Genomic DNA, 26,986 nt, shown 5'->3' on the forward strand with positions numbered 1-26,986 from the left:
TGGGGCCTCTTCCGTGTGGGTGTCCCCTGGCTGACCTGCAAAAACCCTTCTCCAGCGGGGCGTTGGTCACAATCCTGGCGGCGATTGGGTCGCGATCTTGTCACCGGGTGACCCACCTCACGCCCGCTTGCCGAGGGTGCCCGCACGACGACGAAGGGTGCGCGGAAAGGGGGAGTTGACCTCCTGATTTCCGCGCACCCTCGGCGGCGATTGAGCTCAGCTCAGCCGCGCGTATTCATGGTCGCGTCCCGCTACAGCTCAGCTCAGCCGCTCGATGACCATCGCCATTCCCTGGCCGCCGCCCACGCACATCGTCTCCAGGCCGAACTGCTTGTCGTGCCACTGGAGGGAGTTGATCAGGGTGGTGGTGATGCGGGCGCCGGTCATGCCGAAGGGGTGGCCGACGGCGATGGCGCCGCCGTTGACGTTCAGCTTGTCCAGCGGGATGTCCAGGTCCCGGTAGCTCGGGATGACCTGGGCGGCGAACGCCTCGTTGATCTCGACCAGGTCGATGTCGGACATGGTCAGACCGGCCCGGCGCAGCGCCTGCTTGCTAGCCTCGACCGGGCCGTAGCCCATGATCTCGGGGGAGAGGCCGGAGACGCCGGTGGAGACGATCCGGGCCAGCGGGGTCAGGCCCAGCTCGCGCGCCTTGGTGTCGGACATGATCACCAGCGCCGCGGCGCCGTCGTTCAGCGGGCAGCAGTTGCCCGCGGTGACCAGGCCGTCGGGGCGGAACACCGGCTTGAGGCCCTGCACGCCCTCCAGCGTGACACCGGCCCGCGGGCCGTCGTCCTTCGAGACGACCGTGCCGTCGGGCAGCGTGACCGGCGTGATCTCCCGCTCCCAGAAGCCGGCCGCGATGGCCTTCTCGGCGAGGTTCTGCGACCGGACGCCGAACTCGTCCATGTCCTGGCGGGTGACGCCCTTGAGCCGGGCGAGGTTCTCCGCCGTCTGCCCCATCGCGATGTACGCGTCCGGGACCAGGCCGTCCTCGCGCGGGTCGTGCCAGCCTGCGCCCTCCTGCTCCGCGCGGGCCGCGGTGCGCGCCTCGGCGTCGGCGAAGAGCGGGTTGTGGGTGCCGGGCATGCCGTCCGAGCTGCCGTTCACGGAGCGCGAGACGGTCTCGACGCCCGCCGAGAGGAAGACGTCGCCCTCGCCCGCCTTGATCGCGTGCAGCGCCATCCGGGAGGTCTGGAGCGAGGAGGAGCAGTAGCGGGTGATCGTGCAGCCCGGCAGGTGGTCCATGCCCATCTGCACCGCGACGATGCGGCCGAGGTTGTGGCCCTGCTCACCGCCGGGGAGCCCGCACCCGAGCATCAGGTCGTCGATGTCCTTCGGGTCCAGCTCGGGCACCTTGGCCAGCGCGGCCTCGATGATCTGCGCGGTCAGGTCGTCCGGGCGCAGCTCATTGAGCGAGCCCTTGAAGGCGCGGCCGATCGGCGAGCGGGCGGCTGAGACGATGACGGCTTCGGGCATCACGGCTCCATGGGGTCGTAACGTGCGGCGGCGCGAGACCCGGGGGCCTCGTCGGGCGCGGGCGGGCGGGGACTGTCAGGGAAGTTACCGGTACGTACCGCGGAGGTCACGGGGTGCGCGCTGTGATGCGGGACTCTTTTCTAAGCGGACGCTTATGTGGCGGCCTGAGCGGATGCTTATGTGGCGGCGGGCCCGGCGCCCACGGCGCCACCGCCCTGGGACGCCGGCGGCGCTTCCGCCTCCTCCGGGGCCGGGATCCGGCGCCGCCTGCGGTGCTTGAGCAGGGCCCAGGGGGCGCGGGCCGAGGCGACCTCCGTACCGGCGTCGGACGCGGCCTCCGCGGCGGCCTCCTCGACCGGCAGCACGCCCTCGTACCGGGCGGGCTCGGGGTGCTCGCCCTCCGGCCACAGGCCCAGGGAGGCGCAGAGCGTCGGCAGCACGGCCATCGCGGCGGTGGCGTAGCCCTCCGCCGACGGGTGGTAGTTGTCCGGGCCGAACAGCTCCCGCGGCCGGGCCTCGAACTCCGGGCCCAGCAGATCGCCGAGCGAGACCGTCCGCCCGCCGTTCTCCACCACGCCGATGGTCTGCGCCGCCGCCAGCTGCCGCGACAGCCGCCGGGCCACCCAGCGCAGCGGCTGGTAGACCGGCTCGATGGTGCCCATGTCCGGGCAGGTGCCGACGACGACCTCGCTGCCGGCCGCCCGCAGCCTGCGGACCGCGTCCGCCAGCAGCCGTACGGAGCGGGCCGGCGGCATGCGGTGGGTGACGTCGTTGGCGCCGATGATGATCACGCAGACGTCCGGGGCCGGCGCGCCGTCCGCCAGCAGCAGATCGACCTGGCGCTCCAGATCGTCGGACTGCGCCCCGGGCAGCGCGACGTTGCGGAAGTCCACCGGCAGCTCCGACAGCGCGGCGAGGCCGGAGGCGAGGAGCGCGCCCGGCGTCTCGCGGGCCCGGCGGACGCCCTGGCCCGCGGCCGTGGAGTCGCCGAGGAAGGCGAGCCGCAGCGGCGGCCGGTCGGCGCCGTGGCCGAACGCGGCGCCGTAGCGGCCGTCGGCGCACGGCGGGATGTCGCCGGAGTTGCCGACCGTGCGGCGCGCCAACCGGACCTCGGTCAGCAGCACCCCGGCGGCGGCCACCCCGAGCAGCCCGATCCCGCCGCCGCCGTACGCCGCGGCGGCGGCGATCCGCCGGGCCACCCTCGCCCTGGACAACGTCATCGGCATGGACCGGGCACCTCCCCGTGCAGTGCGCCGGCGCGCCCCGTACCGGACCGGTCGGCGCGCGCCGGAAATGCGGCGAGAACACGTACAACAGGTTGTTGCCCCGTAGCGCACCGAACGCAACGCGGCGGCCCCGCAGACGGGCGGGCAATAGGCTGATGTGATGGGCGCAGGACAGCGTGCCCCCGACCGCGGAGACCACCGTGCAGTTTTACGATTCGATGATTGAGCTCGTCGGCAACACCCCGCTCGTGCGGCTCAACAACGTCACCCAAGGGATCCAGGCGACCGTTCTGGCCAAGGTCGAGTACTTCAACCCCGGAGGCTCGGTCAAGGACCGGATCGCGGTGCGGATGATCGAGGCCGCCGAGGAGTCGGGCGCGTTGCAGCCGGGCGGCACCATCGTCGAGCCGACGTCCGGGAACACCGGCGTGGGGCTGGCGATCGTGGCCCAGCAGAAGGGCTACAAGTGCATCTTCGTCTGCCCCGACAAGGTCTCGACGGACAAGATCAACGTGCTGCGGGCGTACGGCGCCGAGGTCGTGGTCTGCCCGACCGCCGTCGACCCCGAGCACCCGGACTCGTACTACAACGTCTCCGACCGGCTGGTCCGTGAGACGCCCGGTGCCTGGAAGCCGGACCAGTACAGCAACCCGAACAACCCGCGCTCGCACTACGAGACGACCGGCCCGGAGCTGTGGGAGCAGACCGACGGGAAGATCACGCACTTCGTGGCGGGTGTCGGCACCGGCGGCACGATCAGCGGCACCGGCCGCTATCTGAAGGACGCCAGCGACGGCCGGGTGAAGGTCGTCGGCGCCGACCCGGAGGGCTCCGTCTACAGCGGCGGCTCCGGGCGCCCGTACCTGATCGAGGGCGTCGGTGAGGACTTCTGGCCGACCGCGTACGACCGGACCGTCGCCGACGAGATCGTCGCGGTGTCGGACAAGGACGCCTTCCAGATGACCCGGCGCCTCGCCAAGGAGGAAGGCCTGCTGGTCGGCGGCTCCTGCGGGATGGCCGTGGTGGCCGCCCTGGAGGTCGCCTCCCGGCTCGGGCCGGACGACGTGGTGGTCGTCCTGCTGCCGGACAGCGGCCGCGGCTACCTCTCGAAGATCTTCAACGACGAGTGGATGGCCGACTACGGCTTCCTGGAGGAGGGCGGCGCCGCCGCCGTCGGCGAGGTGCTCGCCCACAAGGAGGGCGCGCTGCCGTCGCTGGTGCACATGCACCCGGAGGAGACCGTCGGCCAGGCGATCGAGGTGCTGCGCGAGTACGGCGTCTCCCAGATGCCGATCGTCAAGCCGGGCGCCGGGCACCCGGACGTGATGGCCGCCGAGGTCGTCGGCTCCGTCGTCGAGCGCGAGCTGCTCGACGCGCTCTTCGCCCAGCGCGCCTCGCTCTCGGACCCGCTGGAGAAGCACATGTCGGCGCCGCTGCCGCAGGTCGGCTCCGGCGAGCCGGTCGCCGATCTGATGGCCGTCCTGGAGGGCGCGGACGCCGCCATCGTGCTGGTCGAGGGCAAGCCGACCGGTGTCGTCAGCCGGCAGGACCTGCTGGCGTACCTGGCGCGCGAGGCCGGGAAGTGACGGTCGTTCGGGGGTGAGGCGGGGGCGGCCGGCGGCCGGGGACCCGGTGCGGCCGGGAGCCGGGCGGCCCGTGGCCGGCGCGCCGGGTGGGGCCGGGCCGGGCGCCCGGGCTCCGGCCGGTCGCCCGGCCGTCCCGTGTGCGGCCCCCCGCGGCCCCGCCGCCCCGCCGCGCAAGATGTACGGATGCGTCATGTGGACGCAGCACGGGCTTAACACGGGTCCGGCAGATTACTGATCACGGCGATCGGAACTCCGGAGCGGCTCCCGGACCTCCAGCTTCGCCGGGACGCCGCGTCCGGTCCTGGCCCGGAACGCGTCCCTTCGCGGGGACCGCCGTCGTCCCGACCCCGGCCACGGCCGGGGTACGGCGGTCCCCGCCTCGTGCGTTCAGCGGGGCGTGGCCGCTGCGGGCCCCTCGGCGGCGGCCGCGGCCGGCTCCGGCGGCACCAGGCGCCCCGTGTCGCGCCGGGCGAGGACCCCGTACAGCGCCGCGGGCACCAGCAGGCCGACGAGCCAGGAGACATCGGCGCCGCCGAGCGGGGCGACCAGCGGGCCGGTGTAGAACGCGGAGGACAGGAACGGCAGCTGGGCCAGGACGCCGGCCGCGTAGACCGCGAGCGCCGTGCCGTTCCACGCGCCGTAGCGGCCGCGCGGGTCGGTGAGCGCGGGGATGTCGTACCGCTCCTTGGAGATCAGGTAGTAGTCGACGAGGTTGATCGCCGACCACGGCGTGAAGAACGTCAGCAGGAACAGCAGGAAGTCCTTGAACGCGGCGAGGAAGGAATCCTTGCCCAGCAGCGCGACGACGGTGCCCGCCGCCATGATCGCGGCGATGTACGCGCTGCGGGCGCGCGGCGACAGGGTCCGCTGCGTACGGAAGCCGCTGACGCCGGTCACCAGCGACATGAAGCCGCCGTAGGTGTTGAGGATGTTGATGGTGAGCTTGCCGAGCGCGATGACGAGGTAGAGCAGCGAGGCGATCAGCCCGGTGCCGCCGAGGCCCACGATGTACGTCACCTCGTGGCCGACGAAGGCGGCGGGCGCGGCCGCGGCGGCCAGCGCGCCGAACGTCATCGACCACTGCGAGCCGAGCACCGAGCCGGACAGCGTCCACCAGAACGTCGCCCGGGCCGAGGTGTGGCGCGGCAGATAGCGCGAGTAGTCGGCGACGTACGGGCCGAACGCCAGCTGCCAGGAGGCCGAGAGCGAGACCGCCAGCAGGAAGACGGGCAGCCCGAAGCCGTGCGGGTGCAGCAGTGCGCCCAGGTCGGCCTGGTGGAGCAGGCGGGCGCCGAGGTAGACGAAGGCGAGCGCGCACACCAGCCCGGCGACCTTGCCGAGGAGGTGGATCAGGCGGTAGCCGACGGCCGTGGCGACGCCCGTGACCAGCGCGAACACCAGAATTCCGGTGGTGTCGCCGAGATGCGTCAGTTCACCGACCGCCTGCCCGGCCAGCACCGTGCCGCTGGCGAAGAAGCCGATGTACATCACGATGACCAGCGCCAGCGGGACGACGGCGCCGCGCACCCCGAACTGCGCCCGCGAGGTGATCATCTGCGGCAGCCCGAGCCGGGGGCCCTGCGCGGAGTGCAGCGCCATCACGGCCCCGCCGAGCAGATTGCCGACCAGCAGTCCGGCCAGGGCCCAGAAGGGCGACGCGCCGAAGACGACCGCCAGCGCGCCGGTGACCACCGCGGTGATCTGCAGGTTGGCGCCCAGCCAGAGCGTGAACTGGCTGAACGCGCTGCCGTGCCGCTCCTCGTCCGGGACGACATCGATCGAGCGCTTCTCCACCACACCGGCCATGGACACCACCTCCTTGTGGGACGCCTGTATGAATTCATTCAGAATTAGGGTGGAGTGAATGGAAGGTCAATAGGCGGGAGCGGGGCATCTGCGCCGGACGGGGCGGCGGGGAGACCGGTTCGGTGAGGTCTGATCCGGTGCGGTCCGATTTCGGGCGGCCGGGCCGGCGGCGGTGTCCGGGCGGCACACCGGGGCGGGCGTGCGGCGAGGCATGGGCGCGTCGCGGGGCCGGAGTTTCCGTAGAGTCGATCGGTACGCGACATGGCCCCCGACCGGGCCGGGAGGAAGAGGCGATGAGCGGGGACGGGGACGGGGACGGGACCCACGGCGGCGGTGCGGCCGGTGCGTCGGGTGCGACGGGTGCGAGGAGTGTGGTGGGAGCGGTGGAGGCGGTCGGTGGGGACGGTGCGGCTGGGGGGCCGGTGGGTGGTGAAGCCGGTGTGGCCGGGGGCCCGGTGGGTGGTGGGGCCGGGGGCCCGGCGGCCGGTGTGATGGGTGAGGCCGAGGCGACCAGTACAGCCGGTGCGATGGGTGAGGCCGGGGTGACCGGTGCGGCTGATGTGGTCGAGACGGCCGGGGTTCCGGGGGGCGATGCGGCGGCCGCGCGGTTGCAGCGGCTCTTCGAGGGGCGGCGGCTGACGCCCACCCAGCGGCGCATCGCGCACTGCATGGTGCGCCGCGCCGCCGATGTGCCGTTCCTCTCCAGCGTCGAACTCGCCGAACTCGCCGGGGTCAGCCAGCCCTCCGTGACCCGCTTCGCGGTCGCCCTCGGCTTCGACGGCTACCCGGCCCTCCGCCGCCATCTGCGCGACACCGCCCCGATCGGCCCGGACGCCACCGCCGTCGTCAACGAGTACCAGCAGGCGGTCCAGGCGGAGATCGACAACCTCCGCCATCTCGCCGCCGTCCTCGCCGACCCGGAACCGGTCGTCCGGGCGGGCAGGCTCTTCGCCGCCTCCCGCCCGCTGCCCGTCCTCGGGCTCCGCGCGGCCACCGCCCAGGCCGCCGGTTTCGTCTACTTCGCCCGCAAGGTGCACCCGGACGTCCGCCTCCTCGACGAGGGCGGCTCGCTCCTGGCCGACCGCATCGACGCCGCCGTCCGCGCCGGGGCGAGCGCCCTCCTCTGCTTCGCGCTGCCACGCCATCCGCGCGAGGTCGTCGAGGCGCTGGAGTACGCCCGTGCCGTCGGGCTGACCGTCGTCACCGTCGCCGACAGCGCCTTCGCCCCCGTCGCCCCCCACACCGATCTGCTGCTGCCCGCCCCCGTCGGCACCGGCCTGACCTTCGACACGGTCTGCGCCCCGATGCTCCTGGGCCGCGTCCTGCTGGAGGCGATGTGCGACGCCCTGCCCGACGCCCAGGCCGGCCTGGAGGAGTTCGACGCGAAGGCGGCGGCCCGGGGGCTGTTCGTGGAGTGAGGGGCTGTGGGGGCCGGGGCGCGGGACCGGCCCGGAGCCGGGTGGGCCTGCGCGGGGTGAGGCTTGCGCCGTTGCGTGGGGCCTGCGCCGTGCGGGGCCTTCGTCCGGGGGCTGTGGAAGGCGGGTCCGGTGTGTGGCCGTCGGCGCGGTTCGGGCGCCTGTGACCTGGGGTTCTTCCGTCGTCTGACCGGGGGAGAAGCGGCCAGGGCCGGGCCCGCCGTGGCCTCCCGCCGTCTCCCATCTCAGGGAATCCTCATCCGGACTTACTACGATCCGCGGCCGGTACGGGGGTGTCGGTGCAGGTGTGCCGGTACGGGCGTGCCGGTACGCGGATGAGGCCGCGCCGGGCCGTCGGTGCCGCAGCACGGTCGAGGTGAGGAGGCCCGGCGTGGGGCGTGGGGCTTACGGGTTGGCACGGGTGGCGGTGATCGTCCGCGCGCCGGCCGGATGGCTGTGGTGGTCCGGGCTGCTCGCGGCCGGAATCGGGGCGCTTCCACCGGGGCTGACGGGGCGACGGATCGGGGTGCTCGCCGGGATCGCGGGCGGTCTGATCGCGGCGAGCGCCGTGTACGCCGCGCGCCGCCGCCGCTGGAGAGCCCTGCTCGGCGCCGCGGAACGGGCCGGCCGGTCCGTCGTCCTCCAGGACCGGGCGGTCACCCTCCGCACCTGGCGCCGGGCCCACCGCCGGTGGCTGCTCCTCGCGTTCCTGGCCGCCGTCGCCTCGTCGTTCGCCCTACCCGCGGCCGGTGGCCTGCTGCTCGCCGGCGCCGGGCTCGGGCTGTGGGCCAAGGCGCTGTGGCTCGGCCGCTGGGAACGGGACCACGATGCCCTGCTCTGGGTCCGCACCGAAGCAGCGGTACGCGGTGGCGCCGCGGGCCGCACCGTCCCCGGCCACCGGACCACCGGCCTGGCCGCAGGCGACGCCGCCCCGGGCGGCACCCGCAAACCGCGCCGCTCCACGGGGGCGGGGCGGCGTTAGGGGCGACCCGATGCGGCAGGGCTGGGCGGGGGCCAGCCCGGTGTGGCTGGGTGGTGCGGCAGGCAGCGGTGCGGCCGGGCGGGTGTGGGCCAGGCCGGGCGGATGGGGCTGGCCCGGCGCGGCCGGGGGGCGGGGTGTGACCGGGCCGACCCGATGTGGCCGGCCGTTGCGGCCGTACAGCCCCGGCCCGGTGGCCCGTACAGCCCCGGCTCGATATGGCCCGCCCCTCGGCCGGTCTCCTCACCGCAACGCCCGCAACCCCTCCCCGTGCGCGCCGCCGCTCTCCGCCGTCAGCTCCTCCAGGCTCTGCGGCGTACGGACGGTCGCGAAGCGGACCTCGCCCGACGGATCCGCCGTGTAGCCGTAGACCCCGGGCCGGGGCAGCGAGTTGTAGGCGAAGTGGGTGGAGAAGTAGTACGCGCCGGTGTCCAGCAGCGCGACGTGGTCGCCGGACGCCAGGAGGGGCAGCGGGCGGTTCTCGGCGACCAGATCGCCCGCGAAGCAGCACGGCCCGGCGATGTCCTGAGCCATGGGCGTCCCCTCCTTGGGGAGCCCTCGCGCGTCGTAGGCGGCGACCCGGAGCGGCCAGGCGTCCGGCACGAACACCGTCCGGGTGGCGACCTGCGCCCCCGCATGGGTGACCGCGATCGGCCGCCCGCCCGCCGACTTCGCGTACTCCACCCGCGCCACGACCGTGCCGTGCTTGGCCAGCAGCGACCGGCCGAACTCGGTCACCAGCCCGTACCGCCCCCGGAACAGCCCCGGCACCCGCTCCCGGAGCACCTCCACATACTCCCGGTATGTGGGCGTGACCCGGTCCGACGCGAAGTTCACCGGCAGCCCGCCGCCGATGTCGAGGGTGTCGACCTGCGCCCGCCCCACCCGCGCGTTGATCTCCTCGGCGAGGTCGAACAGCGCCCGTACCCCGTCTCCCATCAGCGGCAACGCCATGCCCTGCGAGCCGACATGGCCGTGCAGCCGGGTCAGCCACGGGCGGTCTCGGTAGGCCTGCACCACCCACTCGCGGGCGCCCTCGTCCCGCAGCGCCACCCCGAACTTGGAGGTGTCCGTGGCGGTGCTCATCGCGCCGATGCTGCCGCTGCCGAGCTGCGGATTGACCCGCAGCCCCAGCGGGGCGCCGGTCGGCGCCGACGCCACCAGGGCATCGACGCGCGCCAGCTCCTCCGGATTGTCGATGTTGACCGCGATGCCCAGCGCCAGGGCCTCCCGCAGTTCGGCGGGGGTCTTGGCGGGGGAGTCCAGGACCGTGCGCCGCACCGGGACGCGCGCCGCACGGGCCAGCGCCAGCTCCCCGGGGCTGGCCACCTCGCAGCCCAGCCCCTCGTCTGCGAGCAGCCGCAGCACCGGCACCAGTGACGCCGCCTTCACCGCGAACGCGTGCAGCACGGGAACCCCGGCATCGGCGAACTCGGCGAACGCGGAGCGGAGTTCGGCCGCCGAACGCCGCACCCCCGCGACATCCAGCAGCCCGGCGACGGGCGCGGCGGGGCTCACGAGCCCCTGCTCGACGGCTGCCCGTACGGCACGGTCCCGGTCCGTGAGGCCGGGAACGGTCGGAGAACCAGTGGTGAGGCCAGTCATGCCGCCACTCCATCATCGCCCCGCCGTGCGACGCCACAGGTGTCCGGGGACCGGTCACCGAGCCGTTACGCCACCCCGGCGCCGCTCAGCTCCGCCTTCTTCCGCCGCGCGGACAGCCGCGACCCGGACTCCCGCCGGGTGGCCCGCCGCAGCAGCGGTACGGCCAGCAGGAACCCGAGGACCGTCCACGCCGCCAGCACCAGCGCGACCCACGGCAGATCCCAGGAACCGGCGGGCTCCGCGGCCCGTGCCGCGTCCGGCAGCAGCGCCGAGCGTATGCCCTGCGCCATCCACCGCAGCGGGAAGCAGGACGCCACCCGCTGCACCACCTCGGGCAGCGCGGACAGCGGGAACATCGCCCCCGACGTCACCAGCAGCGCCATCACCGGCAGCATCAGCAGCGCCAGCGCCTCCCGTGGGTTGGGGAGCACGGCGCCGATGGCGGCGCCCAGCGGTATGACGGCGAGCAGGCCCAGCGTGGTCACCCACAGCAGCGTCAGCCAGCCGCCCACTCCGTGCGGCAGCGGTCCGTCCACCAGCAGCGCGCCCGCCGCCAGCAGCACCACCAGGGTGCCCACGGCCATCGCGACCATCAGCAGGGACTTGGCCAGCAGATAGGCCGGTATGCCGCCCGGCGTGGCCCGCAGCCGCAGCAGCGTGCCCTCCTCGCGCTCGGTCACCATCATCTGCGGGAGGTTGATCAGCCCGACCTGGAAGAGCAGATAGGCGGCGAACCCGGCGAGGGTGAGATGGCCCATCGGGATCCGGGTGCCGGGAACGGTGCCGCTCAGCGTCCCCGCGATCACCAGCGCGACCACGATGTTGAGCAGCTGCCCGGTCATCTCCTTGCGGCTGCCCAGCAGATGCCGTATCTCGATGACGCCCCGCGCCCACCCGGCCCGCAGGCTCCGCCCACGCGCCCCGGCATCCGCCGCCCCGGCGCCCCGGCCTCGCTCCACCCCCGGAGCCCGCCCGGAGGCCTCCCGCGAAGCCGTCTCCGTACCCGTACCTGTCATGACGTCATTCCCCTCATTCCCCCTCGTGCCCCCGTGATGTTCCTCGTCGTTCGCGCCGTTCGCGCCGTTCGCGCCGTTCGCGCCGTTCGCGCCGTTCGCGCCGTTCGCATCGCTCGCATCGCTCGCGTGGATGCGGTGTGGCGCGGTGGCCGTGCGGTGCCGTGTGCGGCCGGATGGTCAGGCCGGGTGTGCCGCGGTGCCGGCGGTCGCCTGCGGGCCGTCCGCGGCCGGATCGGCCGCGCCGTCCTGTGCGTGCAGCATGTGGAGGTAGGTGTCCTCCAGCGTCGGACGGCGTACCTCCAGATCGGGGATCGGGCCGCCGGCCGACCGGTGCAGTTCCCAGACCAGCCGGGAGGCGTCGGCGGTCCGCTCCCGGCGCGGTGTGCCGTCCGGGGCCGTCCAGCGGACCTCTGCCTGCGCGGCCGCCCGCCGGGCCAGCTCCCGGGGCGTGCCGCAGGCCCGTATTCGGCCCTTGACCAGCATCGCCATGCGGTCGGCCAGCCGCTCGGCCTCCACGAGGTCGTGCGTGGTGAGCAGGACCGTCACCCCCTCCTCCCGGGCCAGCCGTTCGACCAGGACGTGGAAGTCGCGGCGCGCCTCGGGGTCGAAGCCGGTGGTCGGCTCGTCCAGGAAGAGGAGTTCGGGGCGGCCGATGATGCCGAGTGCCACATCGAGGCGCCGGCGCTGTCCGCCCGAGAGCCGGGCCGCCTGCTGACCGGCGTGGTCGGTGAGGCCGACGAGGCGCAGCAAGGCGTCCGGGTCGCGCGGCTCGCGGTAGTAGCGCGCGAAGTGGGTCAGGAGTTCGCCGACCCGCCAGCGCCCGTGGTCACGCCAGCTCTGCAGGACCAGGCCGAGCCGGGCGCGCCATGCCTCGTCGCCGTGGGCCGGATCCGTGCCCAGCACCTCGACCTCGCCCGCCGAGCGCCGCCGGAAGCCCTCCAGGATCTCCACGGTGGTGGTCTTGCCCGCGCCGTTCGGGCCGAGCAGGGCGAGGATCTCGCCGCGGTGCACCTCCAGATCCACCCCGCGCAGCACCTCCCGCTCGCCGTAGCTCATCCGCAGGTCGTGCGCCCTGATCACCGGGCCGTCGCCGGGGCGCGCGGACATCGTGGGCGCCGTCATCGGGTCACCTCGGCAGGGGCGGCGGGCGCCGGGGCGGTGGTGTCCTCGGCGGGTGCGGCGGCCGCCGGGGTGGCGATCGGGGCGTTCTCGACGATGGCGCGGAGCGCCGCGACATGGCCTTCGAACGCGGTCCTGCCCCGGCCGGTGAGCCGGACCTTGGTGCGGCGCCGGCGGCCGCCGCCCTCCTTGCGGATCTCCAGATATCCGGCCTCCTCCAAGGTGTGGAGCTGCTTGGAGAGCGCCGAGTCGCTGAGCGAGAGGCTGTCACGGATGAACGGGAAGTCGGCCCATTCGGTGGCCGCGAGCAGGGCCACCACGGACAGCCGGGTCGCCGGATGGATCAGTTCGTCGAAGCCGGTCGGGGCGCTCATCGGGCGTACTCCTCACCACGGGGGCGGATCATCGGGCGGTCGGCGCGGCAGGTGCGCCGCTCGGGGCGGGCCGGTCGCCGCGGCCGCGCAGCGCGGTCAGCGTCCAGCGGTTCATCGGGCCGGCGCAGAGCACGAAGACGCCGGCGGAGACGGTGGCCTGGACGACGGTGGGCAGCGGCAGCCGCAGGGTCTCGGCGAGATGGCCCGAGAGCAGGATGGTGGTGAGCGTCGTCACGGCGCCGAGCAGGGCGGAGACGCCCGAGCGCCAGGTGTGGCGCGAGCGGTGCAGCCGTACCCGGGCGCGGCGGGCGCGCAGGGCGACCAAGGCGCCGATCAGGGCGACGTAGGCCACGGTCATGAGCAGGAAGGTCCAGCGCGGGAGCGTGAGGCCCCAGCTGGCGACGAAGAGCCACATGAGGGCCGCCGAGAGGTAGGTGGTGGCCGGATCGCCGGAGGCGCAGCGCTCCACCTCGTCGTAGACCCGCTCCTGTGGCACCCGGATGCGCTGCAGGTCCTGCCAGGCGCGCTCCGCATCGACCGGTGTGGTCATGGTCGGTCCCTCCCCGTGACGTTACTTGCCCACCAGGAAAGCTAACACCGGCTTTCCCGCTGGGCAAGTAAAAAGTGGGGTGAATCTTCGCGTGTGCCCGGTTCGGCCGGCGCAGGCGTCGCCCTCTTCGTCCTGTTGACTAGACATATTCAGCGAAGCCAATATGTGAATATCCCGATCCAATCGATGCCGGGAGGCACCCGTGCCAGGACCTCGTCCCGTTCCGCGTGAAGGCGCCGCCGATCCCACGACGGGAGCGCGCGCATGACCGGTCAGACCGCGTCGTTCCACACCATGTGGCGGGAGCTGCGGCCCCTCGGCCGCGACGCCTCCTCCGGCGGCTACCGCCGCCACGCCTGGACCGCCGCCGACGCCGACTGCCGCGCGTGGTTCCGCGCCCAGGCCGAGTCCCGCGGCCTCGCGTACGAGGTGGACCGCAACGGCAACCAGTGGGCCTGGCTCGGCGTCCGCTCGTACACCGAGGTCGCCCCCGGCGCCGCCGTCGTCACCGGCTCCCACCTGGACTCCGTCCCGGACGGCGGCGCCTTCGACGGGCCGCTGGGCGTCGTCTCCTCCTTCGCCGCGCTCGACGAACTCCGCCGCCGGGGAGCGGAGTTCACCGCGCCGCTGGCCCTCGTGAACTTCGGCGACGAGGAGGGCGCCCGCTTCGGGCTCGCCTGCGTCGGCTCCCGGCTCAGCGCCGGGGCCCTCACCCCCGAGGACGCCCGTGAGCTGCGCGACGCCGACGGCATCACCCTGCCGCAGGCCATGGAGCGCGCCGGGTACGACCCCGACGCGATCGGCCCCGACCGCGACCGGCTGGACCGGATCGGCGCGTTCGTGGAGCTGCACATCGAGCAGGGCCGCGCCCTCGACCTGACCGGCGACCCGGTCGGCATCGCCTCCGCGATCTGGCCGCACGGCCGCTGGCGGTTCGACTTCCACGGCGAGGCCAACCACGCGGGCACCACCCGCCTGGAGGACCGCCACGACCCCATGCTCAGCTACGCCCGCACCGTCCTCGCCGCGCGCGAGGCCGCCCGCGCCGCGGGCGCCCTGGCCACCTTCGGGAAGATCGCCGTCGAGCCGAACGGCGTCAACGCGATCCCCTCGCTCGTCCGCGGCTGGCTCGACTCCCGCGCCGCCGACCAGGACATCCTGGACACCGTCGTCAAGGAGATCGAACGCGCCGCCGCGGAGAGCGCCGCCCGCGACGGCGTCGACCTGCGCGTCGTCCGCGAATCCTTCACCCCCGTCGTGGAATTCGGCCACGCCCTCCGCGACGAACTGGGCACCCTGCTCGCCCGCTCCGGCGACGGACGGCCCGTGCCCGTCCTCGGCACCGGCGCCGGACACGACGCCGGCATCCTCTCCGCGACCGTCCCGACCGCCATGCTGTTCGTACGCAACCCGACCGGCGTCTCGCACTCGCCCGCCGAAACCGCGGCCGAGGACGACTGCGTCGCCGGGGTCACCGCACTCGCCGACGTACTGGAGGGGCTCGCGTGCGCATGACGCCGCAGGACACGACGGAGCAGGACACCGCGCCCGAACCGCCCTCGCCACAGGGCGCGACCGTCTACTGGCTCGAACACGCCTGGCTCGACACGCACGTCGAGCCCGGGGTGACCGTCGAGACCGCGCAGGGGCGGATCACGGCCGTCCGCACCGGCACCGCCACCCCGCCGCCAGGCGCCACCGCCCTGCGCGGGCTGACGCTGCCGGGCCTGGCCAACGCCCACTCGCACGCCTTCCACCGGGCGCTGCGCTCCACCGTGCAGGTGGGCTCCGGCACCTTCTGGACCTGGCGCGAGGTCATGTACGACACCGCCGCCCGCCTCGACCCGGACAGCTACCACGCCCTCGCGCGGGCCGTCTACGCCGAGATGGCGCTCGCCGGCATCACCTGCGTCGGCGAGTTCCACTACCTCCACCACCGGCCCGGCGGCGGCGCCTACGCCGACCCCAACGCCATGGGCGAGGCGCTGATCGCGGCCGCGGCCGACGCCGGCATCCGCATCACCCTCCTCGACACCGCCTATCTCTCCGCCGGCTTCGGCACCCCGCCCGCCCCGCACCAGCAGCGCTTCTCCGACGGCACCGCCGACGCCTGGGCCGAGCGCGCCGCCGCGCTCAAGGGCGCCGAGCACGCCCGCATCGGCGCGGCGATCCACTCCGTGCGCGCCGTGCCCGCGGCCCAGCTGGGCACCGTCGCCGACTGGGCCCGCGAGCGGAGCGCCCCGCTGCACGTCCACCTCTCCGAGCAGACCGCGGAGAACGACGCCTGCCACGAGGCGCACGGCTGCACGCCCACCCGCCTCCTCGCCGACCACGGCGTCCTCGGCCGCACCACCACCGCGGTGCACGCCACCCACCTCACCCCCAAGGACATCGGGCTGCTCGGCCACTCCGGTACCGGGGTGTGCATGTGCCCGACCACCGAACGCGACCTCGCCGACGGCATCGGCCCCGCCGCCCGCCTCCAGCACAGCGGCAGCCCGCTCTCCCTGGGCAGCGACAGCCACGCCGTCATCGACCTGCTCGAAGAGGCCCGCGCCATGGAGCTGAACGAGCGGCTGCGCACCCGCGCCCGCGGCCACTGGACCGCCGCCGCGCTGCTGCGCGCCGCCACCGCCGACGGGCATGCCGCCCTCGGCTGGGACGACGCCGGCGCCCTGACCACCGGCGCCCTCGCGGACTTCACCACGATCGCGCTGGACTCCGTACGGACCGCGGGCCCGCTGCCCCGGCTCGGCGCGGAGACCGCGGTATTCGCCGCGACGGCGGCCGACGTACGGCACACCGTCGTCGGCGGCCGGCAGATCGTCCGCGACGGCGTGCACACGCGGGTGCCGGACGTGCCCGCCGAACTCGCCGCGGCCATCGCCGCCGTGCGCACGAACGACTGACGCGCCCCCAGCGGACGAACCAGCGGACGAACCAGCGGACGAAGGAGAACACCACCGCGATGACCACCACCGCACTGACCCATCTCACCCAGCTCGTCACCAACGACCCCTCCCTCGGTGAAGGCCCCCTCGGTCTGATCCAGGACGCGGCCGTCGTCATCGACGGCGACCGCATCGCCTGGGTCGGTCCGTCCAGCAAAGCACCCGCCACTGACAACGCCGTCGACGCGAGCGGCCGCTCCGCCCTGCCCGGCTTCGTCGACTCCCACTCCCACCTGGTCTTCGGCGGCGACCGCACCGAGGAGTTCAACGCCCGGATGTCCGGCCGTCCCTACGAGGCGGGCGGCATCCGCACCACCGTCGCCGCCACCCGCGCCGCCACCGACGAACAGCTCTCCGCCAACGTCGCCCACTACCTGGCCGAGGCGCTGCGTCAGGGCACCACCACCTTCGAGACCAAGTCCGGCTACGGCCTGACCGTCGAGGACGAGGCCCGCGCGCTGCGCATCGCCGGGGAGCACACCGACGAGGTCACCTACCTGGGCGCGCACATCGTCTCGCCCGACTACGCCGACGACCCGGCCGGCTACGTCGACCTCGTCACCGGCCCGATGCTGGACGCCTGCGCCCCGCACGCCCGGTGGATCGACGTCTTCTGCGAGAAGGGCGCCTTCGACGGCGACCAGGCCCGCGCGATCCTCACCGCCGGCAAGCAGCGCGGCCTGCTGCCCCGCATCCACGCCAACCAGCTGTCCTACGGGCCCGGCGTGCAGCTCGGCGTGGAGCTGGACGCGGCCTCCGCCGACCACTGCACCCACCTCACCGACGCCGACGTCGACGCGCTGGCCAACTCCACCACCGTCGCGACGCTGCTGCCCGGCGCGGAGTTCTCCACCCGCGCCACCTGGCCCGACGCGCGCCGCCTGCTGGACGCCGGGGCGACCGTCGCGCTCTCCACGGACTGCAACCCCGGCTCGTCCTTCACCTCGTCGATGCCGTTCTGCATCGCCCTCGCCGTCCGGGACATGCGGATGACGCCGGACGAGGCGGTGTGGGCGGCGACGGCGGGCGGTGCGCAGGCGCTGCGCCGCACCGACGTGGGCCGGATCACCCCGGGCGCGCGCGCCGACGTCACGCTGCTGGACGCGCCCTCGCACGTCCACCTCGCCTACCGGCCCGGCGTCCCGCTGGTCTCGGGCGTCTGGCGCAAGGGCGTCCGGGTGGCCTGAGCCCCGGCGCGGGCCCCACGGGCCGCACACACGAAGGAGGGCCCGCCCCGAGTCGCCCGGGGCAGGCCCTCCTTCGCGCGGGCGGACACCGGCCGGTGGACCGGTGGCGACCGCGGGATGTCACTCGTCGATCATCAGGCCCTTGCGCAACCGCACCAGGGTGCGCGAGAGCAGCCGGGAGACGTGCATCTGGGAGATGCCCAGCTCCTCGCCGATCTCGGACTGGGTCATGTTGGCGACGAAGCGGAGCGACAGGATCTTGCGGTCGCGCGGCGGGAGTTCGGCGATCAGCGGCTTGAGGGATTCGACGTACTCGATGCCTTCGAGTCCGTGGTCCTCGTAGCCGATGCGGTCCGCCAGCGCGCCTTCGCTGTCGTCCTCCTCGGGCTGGGCGTCGAGCGAACTCGCGGTGTACGCGTTGCTCGCCGCCATGCCCTCCACGACCTCGTCCCGGGTGATGCCGAGACGTTCGGCCAGCTCGCCGACCGTGGGTGCACGGTCGAGCTTCTGGGCCAGTTCGTCACCGGCCTTGGCGAGGTCGAGGCGGAGCTCCTGCAGCCGCCGCGGCACGCGCACCGACCAGCTGGTGTCGCGGAAGAAACGCTTGATCTCGCCGACGATCGTCGGCATCGCGAACGTCGGGAACTCGACGCCGCGGCTCAGTTCGAACCGGTCGATCGCCTTGATCAGACCGATCGTGCCGACCTGGACGATGTCCTCCATCGGCTCGCTGCGGGAGCGGAACCGGGAGGCCGCGAACTTCACCAGCGCGAGGTTGAGTTCGACCAGGGTGTTACGGACGTAGGCGAATTCGTGGGTGCCTTCTTCAAGGGATTCGAGCCGCTCGAAGAGGGTTTTGGACAGGGCCCTCGCGTCGACCGGACCCACCTCGTCGAACGGCGGGATCTCGGGCAGCCCGTCGACTTCGGGCACCACCGGCAATTCGGGTTCGGCGGCGGCCGGCTGGGAAGGGATCTGTCCGGTCGGGTCGGACGGGGGTGTCGACGAGGTGTGCTGCCGGGTGTCGTCGGTGCGCATTTCGTCGAGCCGGGGTGACATGGTCTCCTCCATCGTTCTCGGCATATGGCTGCCGATGCCTCTACGTGAAGCTGCGGTGTGCGGCGCCTCCAAAGCCGGCCGTGGCGAATGTGTCTGCATCTACGCCTACCTGGCTTTGCTGGAAGATGGCAAGTGTGCGATGCCCGTATTTGGTGTTATATGCGGATTGTTCAGCTACCCCTGCGTGAAGCGAAGGCGTAGGGTTCGATGAGCGCAGTCATAGGCAAACGACGTCGAGACAGCAAGAGGGGTGCGCGCGCATGGACCGCGGGACGGTCGGCAGTGCGAGCCGGGGCCGGCTTCACGTCGCGATCCGGCATCACGGCGCCAGCGCGGTCGTGACGGCGGCGGGTGAGCTGGACCACCACACCGCCGATCTGTTGCGTGACGCGCTGGAGGGGTGCGTGGAAGAGGGGTACGCCCGCCTCGTGGTCGACTGCGGCCCCCTGGAATTCATGGACTCCACCGGACTCAACGTCCTGCTCGGGGCGCGGCTCAAGGCGGAGGCCGCGGGGGGCGGGGTCCATCTCGTCGCGATGCAGCCCGTGGTGGCCCGCGTCTTCGAGATCACCGGCGCGGAGGCGGTTTTCACGGTGCACGACTCACTCGACGCGGCGCTGGCCGCCGAGGGGTGACGGAGGATGCTCCGGAGGATGGCATTCCGGGCACGTAGTCCGCGTCACATCTTCCGTATCCAAGAAGTGGGTGTTCTCACGGTCCGGTCGGGCAGGAGACATCTGAATCCGTTGAATCTGTCAGTTATCCGTTTTCCGTGAAAAGGCGAATCGGTGAGGTGAAGCGCTGATGAGCACCACCCGGCCGTACCCGCCGGGCGACCTCGGCCCGGAGTCGGGCAGCGCCGGTGCTTCCGCCGCCGCCCCGACCGCCGCGCCGGTCGGCCAGGTCCGCAGGCTGCGCCTGAGCGGCACCCGGGGAGCCGTCGCCCGCGCCCGGGACTTCGCCCGTGAGGCCCTCCAGGACTGGGGCTGGCTGCCGGCCGCCACCGCCGATCAGCGCGCGGCCGCCGAGGACGTCCTGCTGGTCGTCTCCGAGCTGGTCACCAACGCCTGCCTGCACGCCGAGGGTCCCGAGGAGCTGCGGCTGCGCTGCAGCGCCAAGGTGCTGCGCCTGGAGGTCGCCGACCTCGGCGCCGGCTCGCCCGCCCCGCGCACCCCGCACCGCGCCGGCCGCCCCGGCGGGCACGGCATGTTCATCGTGCAGCGGCTCTGCCTGGACTGGGGCGTCGTCCGCAACGCCGACGGCCCCGGCAAGACCGTCTGGGCCGAACTGGCCGCGCCGTCCTGAGCGGTGACGGGCGGCGCGCCGCCCGGGAGCCCGGCGCGGCCGGGAGGCGAGGGCGTGGGCCACGGGGTCCGCGCCCTCCGTGCGTTCCACCCCGATCCGCCCCGCGCAGTGCCTTCCCCCTTCGCGGTCCCCGGCGTACCTTGAGCCACCCATCTGATGTGCCGTCAGTAAAACGGGCGGCGCCCAGGGACGGCACGGGGCTGCCGGGCCCGCGGCCCGCACGGGCCCCGCCGCGCCCCTGGACCCGGGAGAAGGGAACGAGAGGTGGCCCGCTTCCACGCATCGCACATCCGCCGCCCCCGCCGCGCGGCCCGGCCCGCCGTCGCCGCGGCGCTGACCTGCGCGGCGGTGCTGCTGTCCGCGCCCGCCGCGCACGCCGAGGTCGTCGACGTCAACTACCAGTGCAAGACCCCGATCGGCAACAAGGGCGCCGTCTCGCCCATCGACATCAAGGCCACCCCGAGCGGCGGCGGGTACCGGCTGGTGATGTCGTTCCGGAAGGGCGTCTCGTCCAGCCCCGTCGAGCTGGGCAAGGGCGCCATGAAACCGTCCGCCGTCATCGAACTGGGCGGCGCGGACAGCGGGACGGTGCCGGTGTCGGGGCCGCCCAACGACCAGGCCGTCCCGGCCAACACCCCTATCAAGATAAGTGACTTGAGCGGTACGTACACGCCCAAGGCGAGCGGCAAGGTGACGTTCACCGCGGGCGAGCTGACCATCAAGGCGCTCGGCACCACGACCACCTGCACCCCCGACAACCACCCCAAGCCGTCGCTCAGCCTGGACGTCAAGGGCGGCTCCGGCGCGTCCGGCGGTTCCTCCGGTGGTGCCTCGGGCGGCGGCACGTCCGGCTCCGGCGGGCAGCTGCCGCAGACCGGACCCGCGGACTCCGCCGTCGCCCTCGGCACGTTCGGCGGCACCGTCCTGCTCGCCGGGGCGGCCGGCGCCCTCTGGCTCAGCCGCCGCCGCACCGCCTGACCCGGCGCCCCGGGGCGCGCACCCGCACCGCCCCTTCCGTACGCGTACGAGCCCGAGCACCAGGAGCAGCCGATGCCGTTCCGTACCCGCGGCGCGTCCGTGGCCCTCGCGACGGCCGCCGCGCTGGCGTGCTGGCCCCCGGGCGCCGCGGCGGCGGACGCCCGGCCCGGCTGGTCGGTCGCGCCCGCGCCCGGCGCCGGGAGCCGTCCGACCGGCGGCGACCGGCCGTTCCTCTATCTGGAGGGCGCGCCCGGCACCGTCCTTGCCGACCGGCTCGCGGTGACCAATCCGGCCGGGAACCCCGTCACCGTCCGGCTGCGCGGCGCCCCGGCGCGGGGCGGTACGGACGCCTCCGCCTGGCTCGCGCCCGCCGCGGCGCGGGTGCGCGTCCCGGCGCGGACCCGGGCGGCGGTGCCGTTCACCGTCCGGGTGCCCCGGGACGCCGCGCCCGGGGAGCGCACCGCGGTCCTGCGCGCCGACGGTCCCGGGGGCGGGCGGACCGTCCCCGTCCATCTGCGGGTGACCGGGCCCGCGCTCGCCGCGCTGACCGTCGAGGACGTCGCCGTGGCCCGGGGCGACGGCGGCGCGGAGATCCGCTACACGCTGGTCAACCGCGGCACCACGGTGCTCCGGCCCCGCCTCGCGGTCCGCGCCGACGGCGTGTTCGGGAGCGCGTTGCGGCGCCCGGCCCGCGCGCTGCCGCTCGCGCTCGCCCCCGGACAGCGCGTCCGGCGCACCGAGACCTGGTCCGATCCGCCCGCCCTGGACGCCCTCGACGTGACCCTCACCGTCACCGCCGCCGGGGGCGCACACGCCTACGCGCGCGCCGGATACGCACCTCTCTCCCGGGGCGCGCTCGGCGCGGGGGCGCTCGCCGTCGTCGCGGGCGCGGGCGGTGCGCTGTGGCGCCGGCGGCGGCGCGCCGGACGTACTGCATCGCAAGCCGAACTCGCCCCGAATTCAAGGGAGTTGACGCGCGTGGGAGACCGACCGTGACCCGGGGCGCGGCGCGCCGCACCGCAGGGGCCCGGCTGCGTGGCGCGGCCGCCGCCGTCCTCGTCCTGGGCGCGGCGCTGCTGCCGTACCCGCCGGCCGCGGCCGCCGCACCGGCCGCGGGAGCGCCCACCGCCGAGGTCGGCACCGCCCAGGCCGGGACCGGCGGGACGGTGGCCGTCTCCGGGCGCGGCTGGCGGCCCAAGGCGCTGCTCACCCTGCTGATCTGCGGCCAGAACATGATCGGCGGCACCAACTCCTGCGCCAACGGCGACGGGCGCGCGGTCACCACCGACGGCCACGGCGCCTTCAGCACCGCGCTGCCGGTGGCCGAGCCGCCCAAGCCCTGTCCCTGCGTGGTGCACGTGGCGACGGTGACCGGGCCGGCGGCCGCCGACGACGTGCCGTTCGCGGTGGCCGGGCACCCCGTCGCCCCGCTGCCGAAGCAGGAGAGCGGCGCCCGCCTCGCCGTGCTCTCCGGGCCCGAGCTGACCGGCGGCGACAACCTGCTGACCTGGTTCGGTGCCCCGCCGCGGCGCCGGCTGACCTTCACGGTCGGCAACACCGGGGCGGTCGCGGCCAAGGACCCGGTCTTCGCGGTGGGCACCGCGCACGGCGTGTTCGCACCCGAGTGGGAGGACCGGCAGTGGCGCGGCACCGTGCCCGCCGGGAAGAAGGCCCGCGTCGCACTCGACGTGGAGCTGGCGGCCGGCGCCCACGGCGACTACCAGGTCTCCGCCAAGTACGGCGGAAAGCTGCTGGTCGAGCAGGCATGGGGGGTCGGCCGGCCCTGGGGCGTGACGCTGTTTTGGGTACTGCTCTGCCTGGTGGTGCCCGCCGCCGTCTTCCGCGCCGGTATGGCCGTCGTGGACCGCGTACGGCCCAGGGCCGCACCGGTGCCGCGCGCCGCCGCGGGCGCCCGCGCGGCCGCCGGGCCCCGGGCGCCGGGCCGGTGGCGCGCCCGCCCGCACGCTCGTCGTGGCGGCACGGACGGGAGGACCGCACCGGCGGACCGCCCGGCCGCGCTGCCCTGGTACACCCCGGACACCGCACCGTCCGCGACCACATCCACCGCACCACCGACAGCGGAAGGGCCATCGTGATGAGGCAACGGCGGAGCGTGATGAGGCAGCGCAGGAGAGCGGGGGTGGCCGCCGGGGCGGCGCTGCTGCTCGCGGGCGCGGGGCTGGTGGCCACGGCCCCGGCAGCGCAGGCGGCGGACACCGCGTACCGGACGGAGTGCACCCCGCCACCGATCTCGGGGCTGCCGCCGGTCGAGGGCACCACGACGGTGGCGCTGAGCGCACCGGCCACCGCGAAGGTCGGCGAGGAGATCGAGGTGGTGTGGAAGACGGTCACCGCCGCCTCGAAGAACCCGGACGTCCTCGACCTGGACAAGGACACCGTGCAGCCGTCCGGCGTGGTGCAGCTGGCCGGGGCGCAGGCCGGTGAGCTGGCGATGAAGGGGTTGCGGAGCAATCCGCCGATCCCGAAGAACAGCCCGATGGTGCTGTCCGACATGACCGGCAAGCTGAAGCTGGAGAAGCCGGGGGAGGTGACGCTGACCCCCGGCGCGTACACGATCAACGTCAACAAGCCGATCTCCACGGACACCAAGTGCGTCCCGAAGGAGCAGGTGAAACCGGCCGTCACGATCAAGGTGACCGACGACGGCGGCGGCACGACCGGGGGCGGCGACTCCGGGGGGACGGCCGCGGGCGGCGCCGCCTCCGGTGGTTCCGACGGCTCGGGTGGCGCGGCGTCCGGCGGCACGTCGTCCGGCGGTACGGCCGCGGGCGGTGCGTCCACGGGCGGCACGGACGGCGGCGCCGCCTCCGGAGGCTCCGATTCCGGAGGCACGGGCGGCGGCTCGGGTGGCTCGGGCGGCTCCGGCGGTGAGCCCGACGGCACCGCGCACCAGGGGAAGCAGGTGCAGGTCCCGTACGCCTGCAAGACGCCGATCGGGGACAAGAAGGCCACCTCGCCGGTGCGGATCGACGCGGTGGCGAAGGGCGGCGGCTACGACTTGACGGTGAAGTTCGCCAAGTCCGTGATGGACAGCCCGGCGGACATCCCCAAGGGCTCCGTCAAGCCGTCGATGGCGGTCGCGCTGGGCGGCGCGGACAAGGGCACCGTCAAGGTCGAGGGCCCGGCCAACGACGCGCCCATCAAGTCCGGGCAGCCCATCGAGATCCCCGACCTCAAGGGCGTCTACACCCCGGGCGCCACCGGCCGCACGACGCTGACCCCCGGCGTCCTGACCGTCAACGCGCTGGGGACGACCACCACCTGCACCCCGGAGAAGGACCCGGGCGCCTCCTTGACCCTCGACACCGCGGCCCGGCCCGGCGGCGCCTCCGGCGGCACGTCCACGGCGGGCGGCGCGGGCTCCACGGGCGGCGCGGGCTCTACGGGCGGTGCCGCGGGCGGTCTCGCCGACACCGGCGCGAGCGACCACGGCGGGCTGAGCGCCCTCGGCCTCTTCGCCGGCACCGTGCTGCTGATCGGCGGCGCGCTGCTGCTCGGCACCCCTTGGCGCCGGGCCCGCCGCTGACCGGCACCGCGCGGCCCGGCCGCGTATGACCGGGCATCGGACGGCGCCATGCACGAGGGCCCGGCACACCGAACGTGGTGTGCCGGGCCCTCGGTGCGTCTCAGGGGTGCGTCAGCGGACGTCGCCCATCAGCGCCATGATCTTCTTGCGGTTCAGCCAGATCGCGACACCCGCCAGGACGGCCAGCGCCGCCTCCGTGGCGAGGACGCCCACACCGCTCAGGTCGGCACCGGCCGTGGAGAGCAGGCTGACGATGCAGTCGCCCGCGGTGACGGCGAGGAACCAGACGCCCAGCATCTGGCTGGCGTACTTCTCCGGCGCCAGCTTGGTGGTGACCGACAGGCCGACGGGGGAGAGGCACAGCTCGCCCATGGTCTGGATCATGTAGACCATGAGCAGCCACATCGGGCTGACCTTGGTGCCGTCGGACGACATCCCCATCGGGACGATGAAGACGAAGTACGAGATGCCGATCATCACCATCGCTATGGCGAACTTGACCGTGGTGCTCGGCTCCTTGAGGCGCTTGGCCAGCGCCAGCCACATCCAGGCGAAGATCGGGGCCAGCGCCATCACCCAGAGCGGGTTGACGGACTGGAACCACGTCGACGGGAAGTGCAGACCGAAGATGGAGTCGGCGGTGTTCTTCTCGGCGAAGCCGCTCAGCGTGGAGCCGGCCTGGTCGAAGATCATCCAGAAGACGGCGGCGGCGACGAAGAACCAGATGTAGCCGCTGACCTTCGTCTGCTCCTCGGAGGTCAGGTCCTTGTCGCGCTTGATCCGCGCCAGCACCGAGATCGGGATGATCAGGCCGAGCAGCGCGATCGGGATGAGCGCCCAGTTCAGGGTGAAGGTGCCGGTGCCGATGACGATGCCGTAGAAGACGGCGGCGACGGCCAGCCAGATCAGGCCCTTGCGCAGCCAGGAGTTGCGCTCCTGGACGGAGAGCGGCGTGGGCACGGTGCTGCTGATCGGCGAGAGGTGACGGGTGCCGATGGTGAACTGGATCAGGCCCAGACCCATACCGACCGCGGCGGTCGCGAAGCCGAGGTGCCAGTTGACGCTCTGGCCGATGGTGCCGACGACCAGCGGGGCGAGGAAGCCACCGAGGTTGATGCCGATGTAGAAGATCGTGAAGCCACCGTCACGGCGCGGGTCCTGCGGACCGTCGTAGAGGTGGCCGACCATCGTCGAGATGTTGGCCTTCAGCAGGCCGGACCCGAGCGCGACCAGCGCCATACCGGCGAAGAACATCGCCGTACCGGGCACCGCCAGCGTGAGGTGACCGAGGATCACGACGCAGCCGCCGATGATCACCGTCTTGCGCGGGCCCCAGACGCGGTCGGCGAACCAGCCGCCGGGCATGGCCAGCAGGTAGACCATCGCGAGGTAGACCGCGTAGATCGCCGACGCCGTGGCCATCGTCATCGCGAGACCGCCGCCCTGGGCCCCGGGCTTGGCATCCGTGCCGCCGGAGATCAGGTACAGCACGAGAAGGGCCCGCATGCCGTAGAAGCTGAAACGCTCCCACATCTCGGTCATGAAGAGAGTGGCCAGTCCGCGGGGGTGGCCGAAGAAGGTCTTACCGCCGGATGCAGGGTTCCCCTGCGCGGCGGTGTCCTTCGTCAGGCTGGACGCCATGGGTGCTTCCTTGGTCTGCTCGGGACGCGAGGGTCGAACGTCACGCCCGGGTGGGGGTCGATGACCGGCACCGGCGTAGACCTGCCCGCGCACCCCAACGTCCGAGGGGGTCGACGCCACCGGATGCGGAGTCGGCAGGACGGTCGTACACCGCCTTCCACGCCCCCCGTCATTACTTGGCGTGGCGGACCCGGTCGACAGGTCAATCGCTGTGCACCGGGAGCGGTGTACCGCACCCCGTACACAACTGGGGACCGCGGGCACCCGTGAGGTGCCGCGGGCCCCGGCGGTTGTGCGATGGACGTTCGGCCCACCATACGTCCCGTTCGACCGGCGTTGGGAGGGGTGAGACAACGCTCACATTCGTTATGGGGAACCATTCCGGCCCGTCGGGAAACCTCGCCGTCCCCTGTCGCGCGATGTCGTCCCGCCCGCCCCGCTCGCCCCCTGGCCACGGCGCATCGGACTACCATCGGGCCATGACCCGTGTACTGCTCGCCGAGGATGACGCGTCCATCTCGGAGCCGCTCGCCCGCGCACTGCGCCGCGAGGGTTACGAAGTCGAGGTGCGCGAGGACGGCCCCACGGCGCTCGACGCCGGCCTCCAGGACCACATCGATCTGGTCGTACTCGACCTGGGACTGCCCGGCATGGACGGCCTGGAGGTCGCCCGCAGGCTGCGCAACGAAGGTCATTCCTTCCCCATCCTGGTGCTGACCGCCCGCGCCGACGAGGTGGACACCGTCGTCGGTCTGGACGCCGGCGCCGACGACTACGTCACCAAGCCCTTCCGCCTCGCCGAGCTGCTCGCCCGCGTCCGGGCGCTGCTGCGCCGCGGCTCGACCGCCGAGCCGCAGCAGCCGCCGGCCACCCACGGCGTGCGCATCGACGTCGAGTCGCACCGCGCCTGGATGGGCGACGAGGAGCTGCAGCTCACCGCCAAGGAGTTCGACCTGCTGCGGGTGCTGGTGCGGGACGCCGGCCGGGTCGTCACCCGCGATCAGCTGATGCGCGAGGTCTGGGACACCACCTGGTGGTCGTCGACGAAGACCCTCGACATGCACATCTCCTGGCTCCGCAAGAAGCTCGGCGACGATGCCGCCAACCCGCGCTACATCGCCACCGTCCGGGGCGTCGGCTTCCGCTTCGAGAAGAGCTGACAC

23 protein-coding genes are annotated in these 26,986 nt (G+C 73.7%); 13 read left to right on the forward strand and 10 right to left on the reverse strand.

The window, feature by feature from the left end:
• Positions 1 to 258: 258 nt before the first annotated feature.
• Entirely contained in the window at positions 259 to 1,479 is a 1,221-nt protein-coding gene (locus ABT345_RS08035) for an acetyl-CoA C-acetyltransferase (protein ID WP_345090613.1), read from the reverse strand.
• A gap of 176 nt (positions 1,480 to 1,655) precedes the next feature.
• Positions 1,656 to 2,705, reverse strand: a complete 1,050-nt coding sequence (locus ABT345_RS08040) for an SGNH/GDSL hydrolase family protein (protein WP_345090616.1) — start codon at positions 2,703 to 2,705, stop codon at positions 1,656 to 1,658.
• Positions 2,706 to 2,905: 200 nt separating this feature from the next.
• Here ABT345_RS08040 and ABT345_RS08045 point away from each other — a divergent pair, with 200 nt between their 5' ends.
• Complete coding sequence (locus tag ABT345_RS08045; RefSeq protein ID WP_345090619.1) at positions 2,906 to 4,291, forward strand: cystathionine beta-synthase; 1,386 nt, start codon at positions 2,906 to 2,908, stop codon at positions 4,289 to 4,291.
• Between the two features lie 387 nt (positions 4,292 to 4,678).
• Here ABT345_RS08045 and ABT345_RS08050 read toward each other — a convergent pair whose 3' ends face one another.
• Positions 4,679 to 6,097, reverse strand: coding sequence for a purine-cytosine permease family protein (locus ABT345_RS08050; RefSeq protein ID WP_345090622.1), 1,419 nt, complete (start codon positions 6,095 to 6,097; stop codon positions 4,679 to 4,681).
• A gap of 527 nt (positions 6,098 to 6,624) precedes the next feature.
• Here ABT345_RS08050 and ABT345_RS08055 point away from each other — a divergent pair.
• Both ABT345_RS08055 and ABT345_RS08060 read left to right on the forward strand, forming a co-directional pair.
• Entirely contained in the window at positions 6,625 to 7,515 is an 891-nt protein-coding gene (locus ABT345_RS08055; RefSeq protein ID WP_345090625.1) for a MurR/RpiR family transcriptional regulator, read from the forward strand.
• Between the two features lie 388 nt (positions 7,516 to 7,903).
• On the forward strand, positions 7,904 to 8,494 hold the full coding sequence (locus ABT345_RS08060) for a hypothetical protein (RefSeq protein ID WP_345090628.1): 591 nt from the start codon (positions 7,904 to 7,906) through the stop codon (positions 8,492 to 8,494).
• Positions 8,495 to 8,734: 240 nt separating this feature from the next.
• Here ABT345_RS08060 and ABT345_RS08065 read toward each other — a convergent pair whose 3' ends face one another.
• From ABT345_RS08065 to ABT345_RS08085, 5 genes are all read right to left on the reverse strand, one after another.
• Positions 8,735 to 10,096, reverse strand: coding sequence for a type III PLP-dependent enzyme domain-containing protein (locus ABT345_RS08065; protein ID WP_345090631.1), 1,362 nt, complete (start codon positions 10,094 to 10,096; stop codon positions 8,735 to 8,737).
• A 65-nt stretch (positions 10,097 to 10,161) separates the two neighbouring features.
• Complete coding sequence (locus ABT345_RS08070) at positions 10,162 to 11,055, reverse strand: ABC transporter permease (RefSeq protein ID WP_386460662.1); 894 nt, start codon at positions 11,053 to 11,055, stop codon at positions 10,162 to 10,164.
• 234 nt (positions 11,056 to 11,289) lie between these two features.
• Positions 11,290 to 12,234, reverse strand: coding sequence for an ABC transporter ATP-binding protein (locus ABT345_RS08075; protein WP_345090637.1), 945 nt, complete (start codon positions 12,232 to 12,234; stop codon positions 11,290 to 11,292).
• A complete protein-coding gene (locus ABT345_RS08080; RefSeq protein WP_345090640.1) occupies positions 12,231 to 12,605 on the reverse strand; it encodes a transcriptional regulator in 375 nt (124 codons plus the stop codon). The genes ABT345_RS08075 and ABT345_RS08080 overlap by 4 nt, the downstream gene beginning before the upstream one ends.
• A 28-nt stretch (positions 12,606 to 12,633) precedes the next feature.
• Positions 12,634 to 13,155 carry a hypothetical protein gene (locus tag ABT345_RS08085; protein ID WP_345090643.1) on the reverse strand — a complete coding sequence of 174 codons (522 nt, stop codon included), beginning with the start codon at positions 13,153 to 13,155 and terminating at the stop codon, positions 12,634 to 12,636.
• Between the two features lie 264 nt (positions 13,156 to 13,419).
• Here ABT345_RS08085 and ABT345_RS08090 point away from each other — a divergent pair, with 264 nt between their 5' ends.
• The 3 genes from ABT345_RS08090 to hutI are packed head-to-tail and all read left to right on the forward strand — an operon-like array spanning position 13,420 to position 17,293.
• Entirely contained in the window at positions 13,420 to 14,670 is a 1,251-nt protein-coding gene (locus tag ABT345_RS08090) for an allantoate amidohydrolase (protein ID WP_345090646.1), read from the forward strand.
• Positions 14,667 to 16,064 carry a formimidoylglutamate deiminase gene (locus ABT345_RS08095; protein WP_345090649.1) on the forward strand — a complete coding sequence of 466 codons (1,398 nt, stop codon included), beginning with the start codon at positions 14,667 to 14,669 and terminating at the stop codon, positions 16,062 to 16,064. The genes ABT345_RS08090 and ABT345_RS08095 overlap by 4 nt, the downstream gene beginning before the upstream one ends.
• 59 nt (positions 16,065 to 16,123) lie before the next feature.
• A complete protein-coding gene (gene hutI, locus ABT345_RS08100; protein WP_345090652.1) occupies positions 16,124 to 17,293 on the forward strand; it encodes an imidazolonepropionase in 1,170 nt (389 codons plus the stop codon).
• Positions 17,294 to 17,413: 120 nt separating this feature from the next.
• On the opposite strand, the gene ABT345_RS08105 is transcribed toward hutI, so the two are convergent.
• A complete protein-coding gene (locus ABT345_RS08105; RefSeq protein WP_425584433.1) occupies positions 17,414 to 18,352 on the reverse strand; it encodes an RNA polymerase sigma factor SigF in 939 nt (312 codons plus the stop codon).
• 260 nt (positions 18,353 to 18,612) lie between these two features.
• Between ABT345_RS08105 and ABT345_RS08110 the strand changes: the two genes are divergently transcribed.
• The 6 genes from ABT345_RS08110 (at position 18,613) to ABT345_RS08135 (ending at position 24,182) form a co-directional block, all read left to right on the forward strand.
• Positions 18,613 to 18,987 carry an STAS domain-containing protein gene (locus ABT345_RS08110; RefSeq protein ID WP_345090658.1) on the forward strand — a complete coding sequence of 125 codons (375 nt, stop codon included), beginning with the start codon at positions 18,613 to 18,615 and terminating at the stop codon, positions 18,985 to 18,987.
• A 169-nt stretch (positions 18,988 to 19,156) separates the two neighbouring features.
• The gene (locus tag ABT345_RS08115) at positions 19,157 to 19,657 is read left to right on the forward strand and encodes an ATP-binding protein (protein ID WP_345090661.1); all 501 of its coding nucleotides are present in this window, start codon (positions 19,157 to 19,159) and stop codon (positions 19,655 to 19,657) included.
• A 264-nt stretch (positions 19,658 to 19,921) separates the two neighbouring features.
• On the forward strand, positions 19,922 to 20,635 hold the full coding sequence (locus ABT345_RS08120; RefSeq protein ID WP_345090664.1) for an LPXTG cell wall anchor domain-containing protein: 714 nt from the start codon (positions 19,922 to 19,924) through the stop codon (positions 20,633 to 20,635).
• Positions 20,636 to 20,707: 72 nt separating this feature from the next.
• Positions 20,708 to 21,631: a COG1470 family protein gene (locus ABT345_RS08125; protein WP_345090667.1), complete on the forward strand. Its 924-nt coding sequence runs from the start codon at positions 20,708 to 20,710 to the stop codon at positions 21,629 to 21,631.
• Entirely contained in the window at positions 21,628 to 22,731 is a 1,104-nt protein-coding gene (locus tag ABT345_RS08130; RefSeq protein ID WP_345090670.1) for a hypothetical protein, read from the forward strand. Before ABT345_RS08125 ends, ABT345_RS08130 begins: the two co-directional genes overlap by 4 nt.
• Before the next feature lie 20 nt (positions 22,732 to 22,751).
• Positions 22,752 to 24,182, forward strand: a complete 1,431-nt coding sequence (locus ABT345_RS08135) for a hypothetical protein (RefSeq protein ID WP_345090673.1) — start codon at positions 22,752 to 22,754, stop codon at positions 24,180 to 24,182.
• 111 nt (positions 24,183 to 24,293) lie between these two features.
• On the opposite strand, the gene ABT345_RS08140 is transcribed toward ABT345_RS08135, so the two are convergent.
• A complete protein-coding gene (locus tag ABT345_RS08140; protein ID WP_345090676.1) occupies positions 24,294 to 25,823 on the reverse strand; it encodes a peptide MFS transporter in 1,530 nt (509 codons plus the stop codon).
• A gap of 479 nt (positions 25,824 to 26,302) precedes the next feature.
• Between ABT345_RS08140 and ABT345_RS08145 the strand changes: the two genes are divergently transcribed.
• Entirely contained in the window at positions 26,303 to 26,983 is a 681-nt protein-coding gene (locus tag ABT345_RS08145) for a response regulator transcription factor (protein WP_030282226.1), read from the forward strand.
• The last annotated feature ends 3 nt before the right edge of the window (positions 26,984 to 26,986 follow it).

The organism is Streptomyces sp. NPDC000404 (genome assembly GCF_040300365.1).
In the GTDB taxonomy this organism is placed as follows: domain Bacteria; phylum Actinomycetota; class Actinomycetes; order Streptomycetales; family Streptomycetaceae; genus Streptomyces; species Streptomyces ramulosus.

Bases quoted from the DNA above. Each gene is read 5' to 3' on its own strand.
- ABT345_RS08035 (WP_345090613.1), bottom strand. From the start codon at position 1,479: ATGCCCGAAGCCGTCATCGTCTCAGCCGCCCGCTCGCCGATCGGCCGC.
- ABT345_RS08040 (WP_345090616.1), bottom strand. From the start codon at position 2,705: ATGCCGATGACGTTGTCCAGGGCGAGGGTGGCCCGGCGGATCGCCGCC.
- ABT345_RS08050 (WP_345090622.1), bottom strand. From the start codon at position 6,097: ATGGCCGGTGTGGTGGAGAAGCGCTCGATCGATGTCGTCCCGGACGAG.
- ABT345_RS08055 (WP_345090625.1), top strand. From the start codon at position 6,625: ATGGGTGAGGCCGGGGTGACCGGTGCGGCTGATGTGGTCGAGACGGCC.
- ABT345_RS08065 (WP_345090631.1), bottom strand. From the start codon at position 10,096: ATGACTGGCCTCACCACTGGTTCTCCGACCGTTCCCGGCCTCACGGAC.
- ABT345_RS08075 (WP_345090637.1), bottom strand. From the start codon at position 12,234: ATGACGGCGCCCACGATGTCCGCGCGCCCCGGCGACGGCCCGGTGATC.
- ABT345_RS08080 (WP_345090640.1), bottom strand. From the start codon at position 12,605: ATGAGCGCCCCGACCGGCTTCGACGAACTGATCCATCCGGCGACCCGG.
- ABT345_RS08085 (WP_345090643.1), bottom strand. From the start codon at position 13,155: ATGACCACACCGGTCGATGCGGAGCGCGCCTGGCAGGACCTGCAGCGC.
- ABT345_RS08090 (WP_345090646.1), top strand. From the start codon at position 13,420: ATGACCGGTCAGACCGCGTCGTTCCACACCATGTGGCGGGAGCTGCGG.
- ABT345_RS08095 (WP_345090649.1), top strand. From the start codon at position 14,667: ATGACGCCGCAGGACACGACGGAGCAGGACACCGCGCCCGAACCGCCC.
- hutI (WP_345090652.1), top strand. From the start codon at position 16,124: ATGACCACCACCGCACTGACCCATCTCACCCAGCTCGTCACCAACGAC.
- ABT345_RS08105 (WP_425584433.1), bottom strand. From the start codon at position 18,352: ATGTCACCCCGGCTCGACGAAATGCGCACCGACGACACCCGGCAGCAC.
- ABT345_RS08110 (WP_345090658.1), top strand. From the start codon at position 18,613: ATGGACCGCGGGACGGTCGGCAGTGCGAGCCGGGGCCGGCTTCACGTC.
- ABT345_RS08115 (WP_345090661.1), top strand. From the start codon at position 19,157: ATGAGCACCACCCGGCCGTACCCGCCGGGCGACCTCGGCCCGGAGTCG.
- ABT345_RS08125 (WP_345090667.1), top strand. From the start codon at position 20,708: ATGCCGTTCCGTACCCGCGGCGCGTCCGTGGCCCTCGCGACGGCCGCC.
- ABT345_RS08135 (WP_345090673.1), top strand. From the start codon at position 22,752: ATGAGGCAGCGCAGGAGAGCGGGGGTGGCCGCCGGGGCGGCGCTGCTG.
- ABT345_RS08140 (WP_345090676.1), bottom strand. From the start codon at position 25,823: ATGGCGTCCAGCCTGACGAAGGACACCGCCGCGCAGGGGAACCCTGCA.
- ABT345_RS08145 (WP_030282226.1), top strand. From the start codon at position 26,303: ATGACCCGTGTACTGCTCGCCGAGGATGACGCGTCCATCTCGGAGCCG.